General features: G+C 34.3%; 15 protein-coding genes. 13 read left to right on the top strand and 2 right to left on the bottom strand.

All coding sequences use genetic code 11. From position 1 onward, the window contains the following. Positions 1–4 precede the first annotated feature (4 nt). From rpsM to HGO49_RS05315, 10 genes are all read left to right on the top strand, one after another. Positions 5–373: a 30S ribosomal protein S13 gene (rpsM, locus tag HGO49_RS05270; RefSeq protein ID WP_017532498.1), complete on the top strand. Its 369-nt coding sequence runs from the start codon at positions 5–7 to the stop codon at positions 371–373. A gap of 24 nt (positions 374–397) precedes the next feature. Further along, complete coding sequence (gene rpsK, locus HGO49_RS05275) at positions 398–784, top strand: 30S ribosomal protein S11 (RefSeq protein ID WP_017532499.1); 387 nt, start codon at positions 398–400, stop codon at positions 782–784. 20 nt (positions 785–804) lie between these two features. Next, positions 805–1,872: a DNA-directed RNA polymerase subunit alpha gene (locus HGO49_RS05280; RefSeq protein WP_017532500.1), complete on the top strand. Its 1,068-nt coding sequence runs from the start codon at positions 805–807 to the stop codon at positions 1,870–1,872. A 7-nt stretch (positions 1,873–1,879) separates the two neighbouring features. After that, on the top strand, positions 1,880–2,308 hold the full coding sequence (rplQ, locus tag HGO49_RS05285) for a 50S ribosomal protein L17 (RefSeq protein ID WP_010404731.1): 429 nt from the start codon (positions 1,880–1,882) through the stop codon (positions 2,306–2,308). Between the two features lie 11 nt (positions 2,309–2,319). Continuing rightward, positions 2,320–2,673, top strand: a complete 354-nt coding sequence (locus HGO49_RS05290) for a YraN family protein (protein WP_017532501.1) — start codon at positions 2,320–2,322, stop codon at positions 2,671–2,673. Positions 2,674–2,711: 38 nt separating this feature from the next. Next, a complete protein-coding gene (atpH, locus tag HGO49_RS05295; protein ID WP_017532502.1) occupies positions 2,712–3,263 on the top strand; it encodes an ATP synthase F1 subunit delta in 552 nt (183 codons plus the stop codon). Continuing rightward, positions 3,260–4,801, top strand: coding sequence for a F0F1 ATP synthase subunit alpha (gene atpA / locus HGO49_RS05300; protein WP_017532503.1), 1,542 nt, complete (start codon positions 3,260–3,262; stop codon positions 4,799–4,801). Before atpH ends, atpA begins: the two co-directional genes overlap by 4 nt. Positions 4,802–4,810: 9 nt before the next feature. Beyond that, positions 4,811–5,305: a transcription elongation factor GreA gene (gene greA / locus HGO49_RS05305; RefSeq protein WP_007302559.1), complete on the top strand. Its 495-nt coding sequence runs from the start codon at positions 4,811–4,813 to the stop codon at positions 5,303–5,305. A gap of 3 nt (positions 5,306–5,308) precedes the next feature. Beyond that, on the top strand, positions 5,309–5,953 hold the full coding sequence (gene ribB / locus HGO49_RS05310; protein WP_007302560.1) for a 3,4-dihydroxy-2-butanone-4-phosphate synthase: 645 nt from the start codon (positions 5,309–5,311) through the stop codon (positions 5,951–5,953). Positions 5,954–6,024: 71 nt separating this feature from the next. Next, positions 6,025–7,314, top strand: coding sequence for a M48 family metalloprotease (locus HGO49_RS05315; protein ID WP_017532504.1), 1,290 nt, complete (start codon positions 6,025–6,027; stop codon positions 7,312–7,314). 1 nt (position 7,315) lies between these two features. On the opposite strand, the gene HGO49_RS05320 is transcribed toward HGO49_RS05315, so the two are convergent. Together HGO49_RS05320 and fabG are read right to left on the bottom strand one after the other, a co-directional pair. Beyond that, the gene (locus tag HGO49_RS05320; protein WP_017532505.1) at positions 7,316–7,651 is read right to left on the bottom strand and encodes a TrbC/VirB2 family protein; all 336 of its coding nucleotides are present in this window, start codon (positions 7,649–7,651) and stop codon (positions 7,316–7,318) included. Positions 7,652–7,748: 97 nt separating this feature from the next. Continuing rightward, a complete protein-coding gene (gene fabG / locus HGO49_RS05325; RefSeq protein ID WP_017532506.1) occupies positions 7,749–8,483 on the bottom strand; it encodes a 3-oxoacyl-[acyl-carrier-protein] reductase in 735 nt (244 codons plus the stop codon). A 460-nt stretch (positions 8,484–8,943) separates the two neighbouring features. Between fabG and HGO49_RS05330 the strand changes: the two genes are divergently transcribed. From HGO49_RS05330 to HGO49_RS05340, 3 genes are all read left to right on the top strand, one after another. Further along, entirely contained in the window at positions 8,944–9,087 is a 144-nt protein-coding gene (locus HGO49_RS05330) for a hypothetical protein (protein ID WP_017532507.1), read from the top strand. Positions 9,088–9,180: 93 nt separating this feature from the next. Continuing rightward, positions 9,181–11,823, top strand: coding sequence for a pyruvate, phosphate dikinase (ppdK, locus tag HGO49_RS05335; RefSeq protein WP_017532508.1), 2,643 nt, complete (start codon positions 9,181–9,183; stop codon positions 11,821–11,823). 142 nt (positions 11,824–11,965) lie between these two features. Then, positions 11,966–13,363 carry a hypothetical protein gene (locus HGO49_RS05340; RefSeq protein WP_017532509.1) on the top strand — a complete coding sequence of 466 codons (1,398 nt, stop codon included), beginning with the start codon at positions 11,966–11,968 and terminating at the stop codon, positions 13,361–13,363. The last annotated feature ends 172 nt before the right edge of the window (positions 13,364–13,535 follow it).

Consider the following 13,535-nt stretch of genomic DNA (forward strand, 5'->3'; position numbering starts at 1 on the left):
ATCAGTGGCACGTATTGCAGGCATAAATGTTCCGGTCAAGAAGTGTATTCCTTTTGCATTAACTTATATACATGGTATAGGTATTACTACTGCGAATATAATTTGTCGTAGCTGTAAAATTGATGAGCGTAAGCGTGTTTCAGAATTACAAGATGAAGATATAGAGAAAATTAGTAGTTTTATTAGGCAAAAATATGTCATAGAGGGTGAGCTCAGAAAAAAAGTGGCTATGGATATAAAATCTTTAATAGAAATCGGTTGCTATAGAGGATTAAGGCATAGAAAAGGTTTGCCTTTGAGAGGACAAAGAACCCATACTAATGCTAAAACTCGTAAAGGCAGATCTAAATTGCCTATTGCTGGAAAAAAATAAAATTTGTTATTATCGTGAATTTTTATGAAAAAAGTTAAAACGGTTGGTAAGAATACAAAAAAGTTTATTACTGGTATTGCCCATATTCGTGCAACTTTTAATAATACTTTTGTAAATGTGACTGATGTTTGTGGTAATACGCTTTACCAGACTTCTGTTGGTGCATGTGGTTTTTCTGGTTCGAGAAAATCCACACCTTATGCTGCAGGTAAGGTTGCCGATTCTGCTGCGAAGAAAGTAGTAGAGAGATTTGGTATGAAGGTTGTTTCTGTAATAATTCGTGGTCCTGGTTTTGGTGCAGAAGCTGCAGTTAAAGCACTTCGGAATTGTGGATTGACTGTCACTTCAATTGCAGATAAAACGGCGATACCTCATAATGGGTGTAGATTAAGGAAAAAAAGAAGAGTATAGGATATTTGAAAGGTTTTTGTATGTATTATAGTGATAATGTTTCTTTCTATGGAAATTTAGATAGGTTAATTAAGCCTAATGCGACTAAGGTAATATCAGGTGATTCAAGTAAAAAAAGTGATATAGTTCTAGAACCTTTGGAAAGTGGTTTTGCTTTAACGTTGGGTCATGCATTAAGGCGTGTAATGTTATCTTCTCTTCGCGGCAATGCTGTTTATGGAATAAAAATTGAAGGCGTGAATCATGAATTTACTTCGATCCAAGGAGTTAGGGAAGACATAACTGATATAGCATTAAATATCGGCATGTTGAGATGTAAGTTAAATAACACGTCTAATAAGTGCTTAAATTTGAGCGCTAAAGGGCCTTGTCAAGTATTAGCTGGAATGATAGAAACTGATGACCAATGCTCTATTGTTAATAAAGATTTGGTGATATGTACACTAGGTCAAGATGTAGAGCTTAACATTACTATATATGTTGCTAGTGGAAAAGGTTATCTTCCTGTAAGTAAATATAAAGAAAATGAATGTTTAAAGTTTATGAATGAACAAGATTTAATTGGCTTTATTCCAGTTAATGCTTTATATAGTCCTGTCGAGAGGGTTTCGTATAAAGTAGAGAATAGTCGTGTTGGTCAAGTTACTGATAAAGATAAGCTGACATTGTCAATTGAAACTGATGGTACAATCTCTCCAAGTCAAGCTATTGACTATGCTGCAAGAATATTACAGGAGCAATTTCAGCCTTTTATTAGTTCTGATATGAATTATAAAAAATCGCAGGCTTCTTTGTCTAGTGGTGCTAAAGGTTTAGAGTATGATCCTGTTCTATTGCGTAAAGTAGATGAAATGGAATTATCTGTTAGGTCTCATAACTGTCTGAAAAATGAAAGTATCATTTATATAGGTGATCTTGTGCAAAAGACGGAAGTTGAAATGTTAAGAACTTCTAATTTTGGCCGAAAATCTTTGACTGAAATCAAGGCAATTTTAAATAATTTAGGTTTGTCTTTGGGTATGAATATACCAAATTGGCCGCCTAAGAATATAGATGAACTGGCTAAACAACATACTGATGAGGATTAGGTAGTATATGAAACATGGAATAAAGAAAAATAAACTGTCTCGTTGTACCGAGCATAGGTTATCAATGTTAAAGAATCTATCTATCTCGTTAATTAATCATGAGCAGATTGTAACTACTTTACCAAAGGCTAAAGCACTTCGTCCATATGTGGAAAAGTTTATTACAATTGCTAAGAATAACGATTCTTTACATGGTAGAAGGCTTTTGCTTTCACGTCTTCATAATAGTAAGTTAGTAGTTGATAAATTATTAAGCGTTCTAGCTAATCGTTATCAAGACCGTAAAGGTGGATATTCTAGAATAATAAAATTTGGTACTCGAAAGGGTGATTGCGCTCCAATGGCAGTGATAGAGCTAGTTGATAGAGATATTTCAGCAAAAGGTGAGATTTATAGTAAAAATAAAAAAGGAAGCAAAGTAGTTACACAAAGCTAAATATTCTTTTTATGGTAAGTAGGTTACGCTATTTTGTAGGTTACTTTGGAGAATTGTTAGTTTCGATATATTTAAAGCTGAAATTCTATAATGTTATAAAACGTCGCTTCCGTTGTAGGTTGGGTGAAATTGACTTAATTGTATCTAAAAAAAGGGAGCTGATTTTTATAGAAGTTAAAACAAGTTTATTTGGAAAAGAAGTACCGATATCTCATTTTCAGTGTCAGTCTATTATAAATTCTTCTAAATATTTCTTAAGTAAAAATCTTGATTTTTTAGATTATTCAGTCAGATATGATTTATGTTTTCTTTCCTTAAGGAGAAGACCTATTTATATAAAAAATGCTTGGATTGAGGGATGGTAGCTTAAATAACTTAGATTTACTAGAATAGGTAATTTAATATGAAAAACAATAATTTAGTTTCATCTTATGCTAGAGCACTGTTTCATGTCTCAGGAAGCAGATTAGGTATTATAAGAAAAGAAGTAGAATTTTTGTTAGCTTTTTTTAAAGATCAAAGTGATGTTTTTGTGTATCTATCTCATCCTATGGTTTCTCTTCTGCACAAAAAAGAAGCGATACTTTCTATAAATGAGAACTTGAGTGAAAACTTAGTCAAATTTATTATGGTTACACTTGCAAACAAGCGCTCCCGTTTATTAATTCTTATATTAGAAAAATTCTTAAATCTTGTAAGGGAAAGTGAAAACGAATTGGAAATTACTATAAAATCAGCAGAGGTTTTAAAGAAACCTGATATAAAAATAATTACTGAATCTTTGAACTTTCTTGGTAAAATAATAAAAGTCAATAATGTGGTTGATCCTTCTATACTAGGTGGCTTTGTAGTTAGGTATGGTTTTAACTTGATTGATGCTTCGCTTAAGAGTTATTTGGATAGATTGGTTGATTTGAGTAAAATGGAAATGTTGAAAATAAGGAATTGTATATGAAGAATAGCATAAATGCCTCTGAAGTAGTAAACATAATAAAAGAGAAGGTTGAGACATTTGATAATCCTATAAAACGAGAAAATATAGGTGAAGTAATTTCAGTAACGGATGGTATCACATTGGTTTATGGGTTGGAAAAAGCAAAGTTTGGTGAAAAGGTATCTTTTGCAAGCGGTGTAGAAGGAATAGTTCTTGATTTAGATCATGATACAGCTGGAATAGTTGTGCTTGGCAATGACCGTGATGTAAAAGAAGGGGACGTTGTAAAATGTAGTGGTGATGTTGTACAGGTGCCTGTAGGTCATGAATTATTAGGGAGAGTTGTAAATGCATTAGGCGATCCTATAGACGATGGCAGAGAAATTAGAGCCAAAAACAAAATGTATATAGAATCTAAAGCACCAGGTATTATTGACCGTAAATCTGTGCATGAACCTCTGCAGACAGGAATTAAAATTATAGATTTGTTGATTCCTATAGGTAGAGGGCAACGTGAATTAATTATTGGCGATAGACAAATTGGTAAAACCACTATTGCGATTGATACTATTATCAATCAGAAGAAGATTAATGATGAGGTAAACGAAAATCAAAAAATTTACTGTGTTTATGTTGCTATTGGACAAAAAATTTCGACAGTAGCAAAAGTGGTGAATAAGCTAAAAGAAAGTGGAGCATTAGAGTATACAACCGTAGTTGTGGCTAGTGCATCTGACTGCGCGCCTATGCAATTTTTAGCACCTTATACCGGTTGCACTATTGGAGAATTTTTCCGTGATAATGGAATGCATTGCTTGGTGGTATATGATGATTTATCTAAGCATGCTGTGGCATATAGGCAGATGTCCTTATTGCTAAGACGTCCTCCTGGTCGTGAAGCTTATCCTGGAGATATATTCTATGTACACTCTCGCTTGCTTGAAAGAGCTGCCAAAATGTCTGATGAAAAAGGACAGGGATCTTTGACTGCTTTGCCGATTATTGAGACTCAGGCTGGTGATGTATCTGCATATGTCCCAACTAATGTGATTTCAATTACCGATGGACAAATTTTTCTTGAGTCTGAATTGTTTCACAAAGGATTTCGCCCTGCAGTGAATATAGGTTTATCGGTTTCTCGGGTTGGCTCTGCTGCACAATTGAAATCTGTGAAAAAAGTTGCTGGTTCTATAAAGCTGAGTTTAGCCCAATATAGAGAACTGGAAGACTTTGCTAAATTTGGTTCTGATCTTGATGCTACTGTTCAATTGTCCTTAAACAAAGGTAAATACCTTATTGAATTATTAAAGCAAAAACAGTATTCACCTATGCAAATAGAAGAGCAAGTATTGCTTATGTATATCTTTTCTAATCTGTATGGTCAATTAAGTAAGGTACAGGTGAGCAACATCAATAAGTTCGAGTGTGATCTTATCAATTATTTTCAAACTGTTCACCCTGGAGTTTTAAAAAAGTTGTCAGGTGACATTAATGATGATATAAAAGATGATATTCTTGGTATTGTGAGTGATTTTGTCACTCAATTTAATTGCGTTTAGGCGGTGATTATGACTTCATCCATTGTTAACAAGTTTCCTATTACAAGGGAAGGCTTTGAGAGTATGCAAGTCGAACTTGAGAAATTAAAGGAAGAAAAACCTTCTATCATACAGGCTATTTCTGATGCTCGTGATCAAGGCGATTTATCTGAAAATGCAGAATATCATGCAGCAAGGGAGAGATTAAGTTTTATTGAAGGCCGTATAATTGAGGTAGAAAGTAAACTTTCACATGCAGAAGTGATAGAAGTAAAAAATTTGTCTGGTGATACAGTAATGTTTGGTGCAACTGTTACGGTAAGCATGCTCGGTGATGATAACAGTGAAATAGAATATGTTTATAAGATTGTAGGTGGGTATGAAGCTGATGCTTCAAAGCAGTTGATCTCTACGGATTCACCACTCGGTAGTGCTTTAATTGGCAAAAAAGTTGGTGAGTATGTGGAAGTGATAGTGCCAAATGGAGAGAAATTGTATAAAATAGTTAAGATTGAGTTTAAGTAAATCATGGTACAAGTAACTTATCCTTCAATTAGTCTACCCGGTATTTCTTCTGTCGAAGATGTATTGAGGGATGCTAGTTCTGGTAAATTATTCATTTTAGTTGACGATGAAAACAGAGAGAATGAAGGTGATCTGATTGTATTAGCTGAGAAATTAGAGCCAGAACATGTGGCTTTTATGGTTAGATACGGTACAGGGATTGTTTGTTTAGCAATGACTAAAGTTCACATGAAAAGGTTAGGCCTTAGTTTCATGGAAAAAAAAAATGTTGGTGAAAATCATACTGCTTTTACTACATCAATTGATGCACGTTATGGTATTACTACGGGTGTTTCAGCTGAGGATAGAACAAAAACTATACATGTTGCTATTGATAAAAATAGAACTCAGGATGACATTATAACTCCCGGTCATATTTTTCCTGTGATTGCACATGAGGGTGGAGTAGAGCAACGTGCTGGTCATACTGAAGCAAGTGTTGAGATAGCTAAGTTAGTGGGATGTAATCATTCTGCAGTTATTTGTGAATTAGTGAATGATGATGGCTCTATGATGCGCTTACCCCAGTTGCTTGAATTTGCTGAACAACATAATATTAAGTTAACTACCATTGATAAACTTATCAGTTACGTTCAAAATTTAAACTAGCGTTTATAGATTCGTATAGTTTAAGTGTTAAAATATAAAATTCCTCAAAGTTATACAAACAAGGAATTTCCATGTCTAAGCTTTTTGTTTTACTATTTTTTTTCGTATACTGTAATAGCGCTTACTCTGTTAGTATTATTAGAGATAGTGAAGTGGAAGCGGTAGTTAAGGATCTAGCGCAACCTTTATTTTCTGCTGCGGGTATTGATAATGATAAAATAAAAGTTTTTATAGTTGATGATAGATCGATTAATGCTTTTGTAATTAACAATAATAGCATTTTCATTCATTTAGGGCTTTTACAATATTCGACTGAACCTTATGTCTTACTTGGTATATTAGCACATGAAATTGCTCATATATCTGCTGGTCATGTATTACAAATGAGTAGTGCTGTAGGTTATTTTCAATCAATAGCAATGATTAGTTATATGGTAGGATTAGTTTCTAGTATTGTCATTAACCCTCAGGTTGCGAGTGCAATCTTGCTTAGTGGTGTAACGCTTAGTTCAAGGTTGTTTTTTAACTATTCTCAAGAGCAAGAGAGTGTAGCAGATAGCTATGCTTTAAGATACCTAGATGAATCTGGCTATGATAATTTGGGTATGAAAGAGATTTTTGACTATTTTAAGAGTATTGAGCATGAAAACACTGAAGAGTATTTCCGCACTCACCCACTTAGTGATAAGCGTATATTTGCTGTACAGAATTATAAGGTTAAAAACAATATAAAACCAATCCTTGCAGATAAATTGCTGAAGTTTGAGCGTATGGTTGCAAAGCTAGACTCTTTCTTTGCTCCTATTCATGTGTTATCTAATAAATATGAAGGTAGTTCTAAGTATGTAAATTCTGTAATTCACTATAGGCAAGGAAAGATCGAAGAGGCTATTACTAAAGTTAATTCATTGATTCAAGAGTCACGCAATGATCCTTATTTATATGAATTAAAAGCGGAGATGTTATACAAAGCTGGAAATTTAAATGAAGCAATAAAAATGTATGAAGAATCACTTAGATATTTATCTGAGAAGAATAACTATTTAGTGAAACTTGCATTATCTCATACTTTATTGTTATACGGTGACGTAGAGAAGGCAATTTTTTACCTGGAGCAGATTGCAAGCGTAGAAGCAAATAACGCTTTTGTCTGGAAGTATTTAAGTATTGCATATAAACGTAGCGCTGATATGGCAATGTATTACTTTGCTTTGACAAAGAAGGCTTGTATTGAAGGTAATTTAGAGAAATTTATGAAGTACGCTGAGTTAGCTATTAAAACTTTACCGAGAGATAGCTCTTGCTTGCTGCAAATTGAAGACATGAAGGAACAATACACACAAAAATATCCTGATTTTTAAGTTATTTTTCCCCACACTTGCTCAACATACTATCTTGTTTAATGCTATCGGGTATAATTTTCATTATAATCGCTTTGGCACCAAAAAATACACCACAAAACATACCTAGGGCAAAGAGAGCTGGCCATGGCATTCTACCAAATATTGCAAGCAAAGCTGCACCTATTATGACTACAGTCATAAGTGGCCCACCTATTCCCCAAATATAACCAATAATATTGCATATTACTTGGGCAGTTGTATCATTTATCTCATTAGCAGCATTTGCGTAATCTGAAAAAGATAGAAACAACACTATACATAAAGCATTAAAAAATTTTTTTATTATATAGCTCATTCTTTTGCCTCCAAGTAATAAACTAGTGTGAATCTAAATTTATATATATATATTTATTTTAGGGTAAAACTCATAGTTTGTCCATAAATAAGTGTTGCTACATAAATAGCCCACCATTGATGTTAAGCACATGCCCCGTTATATATCTTGCTTCGTCGCTTGCTAAAAACAATACTCCTGCTGCTATTTCTTTCCCTGTTCCCATTCTTTGCATTGGAATATTATCTAATATTTTTTCTTTTTGTTTTTCATTTAAAACTTCAGTCATTTTAGTATCTATAAATCCAGGAGCAATACAATTTACTGTTACATTACGACTTGCAACTTCTTTTGCTATAGATTTACTCATGGCTATTATCCCAGCTTTAGAAGCTGCATAATTTGCTTGCCCGGCATTTCCTGTCAATCCTACTATTGAGGAAATATTTATGATTCTTCCCCAATTATTTTTAATGAATTTCTTGCATGCTTCTCTATTTAGCTTAAATGTGGAGGTCAAATTAATGTCAATCACTTTTTGCCATGCTTCATCTGTCATTCTCAACAATAAGCTGTCTTGTGTAATTCCTGCATTGCATATGAGTCCATCAAAGCCTTTCATCAACTCACTTGCTTTATTTATTAGTTGATTTACCTCTTCAGGATTTGATAAGTTGCAAGGAAGTACGTGAATGTTTTTTTCATATTTTTTAGCAACTTCTTCGATTATTTCTTTTTTTGTACTAGAAATACATAAAGTTGCTCTGGCCTTATGCATAATTTCTACAATTGCCTGGCCTATTCCGCCTGATGCACCAGTAATCAGAAATTTCTTATTCTCTAATCCAAACATAATAATTTTTATTTGTTCCAGCTCTTAACAGAATATTAAAAGACTTGCAATAGATTTTTTCATAACTTTCATTTAATAGAAGCTTCTTGACAAATCTTGTATTTATTGGCGAAATTATGGCGGCTGCATGCCTTTTTTATTTTTTCTACATTCGGCCAGATCGCGCTTATTTAAAGCGTTAGCACATTATCAATTACAGTAATAAAATTAGCACCATGTGGATTCTTTTGCCTTTTTTTGATTGGTAAATTTCTTAACACTTATAGTTAAAGTAATTTAAGAGAGCCAGCGCGTGACTAGTTCTTATTACTTGATCAGTTTTCTGGATACCAGTACTGGGATGACAGGAGTGTGAGATAAGGCTACATTCATACTCCAACAGGTATGACGGTGTCATTCCAGCACTTGATGCTGGAATCCAGAAGTCTTTACTATAAATAATCATATTGAGCACAAAATTATGCTAAAACACAACGTTTTTGTTGAGATTATGGACGAACTGGATTCCAGCGTCATGCGCTGGAATGATATCATAGAGTTCATTGAGATGACAGACTTGAATGACAATAGGGACACTAGAATGAAAGGAAAAGAGGCTATTTAATTGTGCTGAATTTTACAAAATTTATTACTCCTGCCTGACAAATTTATTAGAATAGTATGTATAGTATGTTTATTAGTGAAAATCCGAAAAAAAATGCAAGAAAAGTTAATATATTACTTTAGCCAAAGCAACTGTGAAGGCAATGCAGCAATGAGAAATCTACTAGGAGGGAAGGGAGCAAATCTGGCAGAGATGTGTAACATTGGCATTCCTGTTCCACCTGGTTTTACAATTTCCACTGCTGTTTGTCAGGCCTATTGTCAAGATAATGAATTGTCGTGTGATCTACGTAACGAGATAAAAAACTACATGGCGATGCTCGAAAGTGACATCGGTTGTAAATTCGGGGATTCAAATAATCCTTTATTAGTTTCCATACGTTCTGGTAGTGTGAATTCAATGCCGGGCATGCTCGATACAGTCCTAAATGTTGGCCTAAATGATGCAACCGTTGTTGGTCTTGCAAAAAAAAGTGGCGAACGTTTTGCTTACGATAGCTACTGCCGTTTCATCATGATGTACTCGAATGTTGTACTACAGCTTGACCACAACCTATTTCAAGACATTATTGATAGTGAACAGCAAAAAAGTGGAGCAAAAAGCTTAGCTGATCTTGATGTTGATGTTTTAAAGGGGATTGTTAATGATTTCAAAGATGTAGTATATGAGAAAATAGGAAAAAATTTCCCGCAGAACGTTGAAGAACAGTTACTCAATTCAGTAAATGCAGTGTTTTCTTCTTGGCAAAATGATAGAGCTGTTTCCTATAGAAAAATAAATAATATTCCTGAAAACCTTGGAACTGCAGTTAATGTACAAGCAATGGTTTTTGGTAATCTGAATGATAATTCAGCAACTGGTGTGATATTTACAAGGAATCCTTCAACTGGAGAAAAAAAGCTTTTTGGTGAGTTTTTAATTAATGCTCAGGGTGAGGATGTGGTTTCTGGTGTTTATACTCCTATGCCAATTGACGGGGAGCAAGAAAACACTATGGAGAAGTTTTTACCAAGTGTCTACGGCGAATTATGCTCGGTATGTGAAAAACTTGAAAGGCATAATAAGGACATGCAGGATATCGAATTTACTGTACAGGACGGTAAGTTATGGATTTTGCAGACTAGGTCTGGTAAGCGCACAGCCGAAGCTGCTATTCGCATAATAGTTGATATGGTAAACGAAGGAGCGATTACAAAAGAGGAAGGAATATTGAGAATTGACCCAAAAACCTTTGACAATTTATTGCATCCAGTTCTTGATGTTAAAATCGATCAAGAAGTAATAGGCAAAGGACTGCCAGCTTCTCCAGGTGTTGCTTCTGGATGTGTAGTATTCAGTGCAAGTGATGCTGAAAAAGCTGCAGAGCAGGGTAAAAAAGTAATTTTGGTAAGATCAGAGACGAGCCCTGAAGATATTAATGGAATGAATGTTGCAAGTGGAATAGTAACAGCGAGGGGAGGTATGACCTCCCATGCCGCTGTTGTAACTCGTGGAATGGGTAAACCATGTATTTGTAGTCTAAGTGGACTTTATATTGATAAAGATGAAAAATTTCTTTCTATGGGGGATATAAAAGTAAATAAAGGTGAACCAATCACCATCGACGGAGGAACAGGAGAGGTTATGCTTGGTATTCTTCCGACAGTTTTGCCTGAATTATCTCAAGAGTTCAAAACGATAATTAACTGGGTAGATAAAATCAAAACAGTGAAGGTGAGAGCGAATGCTGATACTCCAAAAGATGCAAAAATTGCGAAAGAATTCGGTGCAGAAGGTATAGGATTATGTCGCACAGAACATATGTTTTTTGCTAGTGATAGAATCGAATTCATTCAAAAATTGATAATAGCTGATGATGAAAATGAAAGGGCAAATGCATTAAATAAACTCGAAGAAATGCAAAAGTCTGATTTCAAAGAAATATTTTCTATTATGGAGGGCAGGGAGGTTACTATACGTTTACTTGATCCACCTCTACATGAGTTTTTGCCCCACAATCAATCTATTATAGAGAAAATTGCCAAATCACTGAATAAGTCAGTTGAATCAGTAAAAAATAAAATAGTACAGTTATCAGAAAAAAATCCAATGCTTGGCCATCGAGGTTGTAGGCTTGCTATTTCTCATCCTGAAATATATAAAATGCAGATTAGGGCAATACTCAGTGCTGCAAGTGAATTAAGGAAAGAAAAGAAGATAGAAGTGAAACCTGAAATCATGATTCCTTTTATCATGAGCGAGAAAGAGTTTGTTCTGATATGCGAGTTAGTAAAGAAAGAGGCTAAAAATTTCGATGTGAGTTATTCAATCGGAACGATGATAGAACTACCAAGAGCAGCACTGATTGCTGATAAATTAGCAAAACATGCAGAGTTTTTTAGTTTTGGCACTAATGATTTAACGCAAACAACCATGGGACTTTCACGAGATGATTCAGTTAATTTCCTCGATTCTTATAAGGAAAGCAATATATTTGACAATGATCCATTTGAAGTGCTGGACATCGAAGGGGTAGGGGAGTTAATCAAGATAGCCATTGAAAGAGGCAAAAAAACCCGAAGAGAAATAAAGCTGGGTATATGTGGAGAGCATGGAGCAGATCCAAAATCTATAGAGTTTTTCATCAAGTCAGGGGTGGATTATGTTTCATGCTCACCATATAGAGTACCGGTTGCAAAATTAGTGGCAGCACAGCTTAGCATAAGTTTGTTGGGCAGCACAACTGTACGAACATAGATTTCGCTAACAAGTAGCGGAATGATGATTTTTCAAATTGTCGATAAATCTAAGTCAGTTTAGCTATTTTGCTGCTACTTTTTTTCTTAATATCTTAAGAAAGATTGACTTTTTGTTTAAAATAATAGTGGGTGAGGTAAAAATGTCAGTATCAAAAGAACGTAAGGAATATTTACTAGAAAAGTTTAAATATGCTGCTAAAGAATTTGGCAAATCTGGTACAAAGTCCAATCATCTAGCAGTACCAAAGGAACAGCAACTCTCTATTGATCTAGGTAATAGAAAGGTTTTTGGTATCATAAATAAGATTCTGTATTGGATAGAGAATAATTTTACTTATTTTTTTCCACGATATAATTTGTTTCCAGAAGTTGGAGTTGAAGGAAGAAAAATTCCTGGAATTAATACAAGGGTTAAGTATTTTACGCCAGATGAACAAGCAGAATATACCAACATTCCTTATAAAGGAAAATTATACGTTGACTTAATGCCAGAAATGGAAGGTAACAAGTTAAAAGGCTTTAAAGGTAAACTATATGATACAACTGATAAAATTAGTAAGGATAAAAAAGGTTGTGTAGCTTATGTGATCACGCTTGACGGAAAGCTAGTAACTCATGAACATATTAATGTTAACAAAAGCGAATGGGCTTATCGTCATTCAACTCTTGCAGGCGGTAAGCCGATTTTATGTTCTGGTTTAATGAAAGTGGTAAATGGTAAAATAACTTATATAGACAATAATAGTGGGCATTATAAACCAGAATCAGCAAACTTATACAATGCAGTGAAAAAATTAGAAGGTCTATTTTCGAAAGATGCAAAAGTTGTTTGCCTACCATATTGGGTTAGCTTGAAAAAACAAATTCCGCTTATACGCAAAATTAGTCTAGCCAAACGAGAACCTGTAGAGAAATTCTTGAAAAAGATGGAGAAAAAAGGAAAAGAGGGGTTGACTCAATATGAAAGACATTTTGAAAGGGTAAAAGAATGTAATGAACAGTATGAACAAAAATTGCTTCTTGCAAGCTATAAGTCACCTACAAATGAACTGTCTTATAAACCAACTATACATAAAAAACACAGATTGAAATACTCTGAATATATTAACTTACACCTTAATTTTTTGAAAGAGTTTGATGAAAATCCTGAAGTGCAAAAAATAGCAATAGAACATTCAATAAGAAGGGTTATTGGAGCAAATTATGGCCATAAGCCTACAGTTGCGCTTGCTAAGGCACAGGTAATAGATAAAGATGGAAAGCTGCAAGAAACGGAGGAAATAGTAGGTATAAATGTTGCTTTTCACCATGAGGATGATCGTGATGGCTTTGCTAAACTTCTAGATTTTAAAAAGTATAGCTATATTTGCGAACCTCATTTGCAAGATAAAAAAAATAGAGCAGATATGGAAAAATTAATGCCCAATAAACATACAGTTTTTATGAGTACAGACCAGGCTAATAAATTTATAAAGGGCACTTTACAAATTAAAATTGATAGTGTTGAGCAATTGGGTGTTGGTTTAGTGATGGGCTAAAGCTCTGTTTAAATATATGCTAATATATCCTCATCAGGGTGGCAAAATAGGTGGAAGAGAAAAGACAACCATATAAACAGATGGATGTCATGGAAGTAGCTACTTGAATGACAAGAAAGGGAGCACCGAAAATAAATAGGTGTCATCCCAGTGCTTGACACTGGGATCCAGG

This window comes from Wolbachia endosymbiont of Diaphorina citri, from assembly GCF_013096535.2.
GTDB lineage: Bacteria > Pseudomonadota > Alphaproteobacteria > Rickettsiales > Anaplasmataceae > Wolbachia.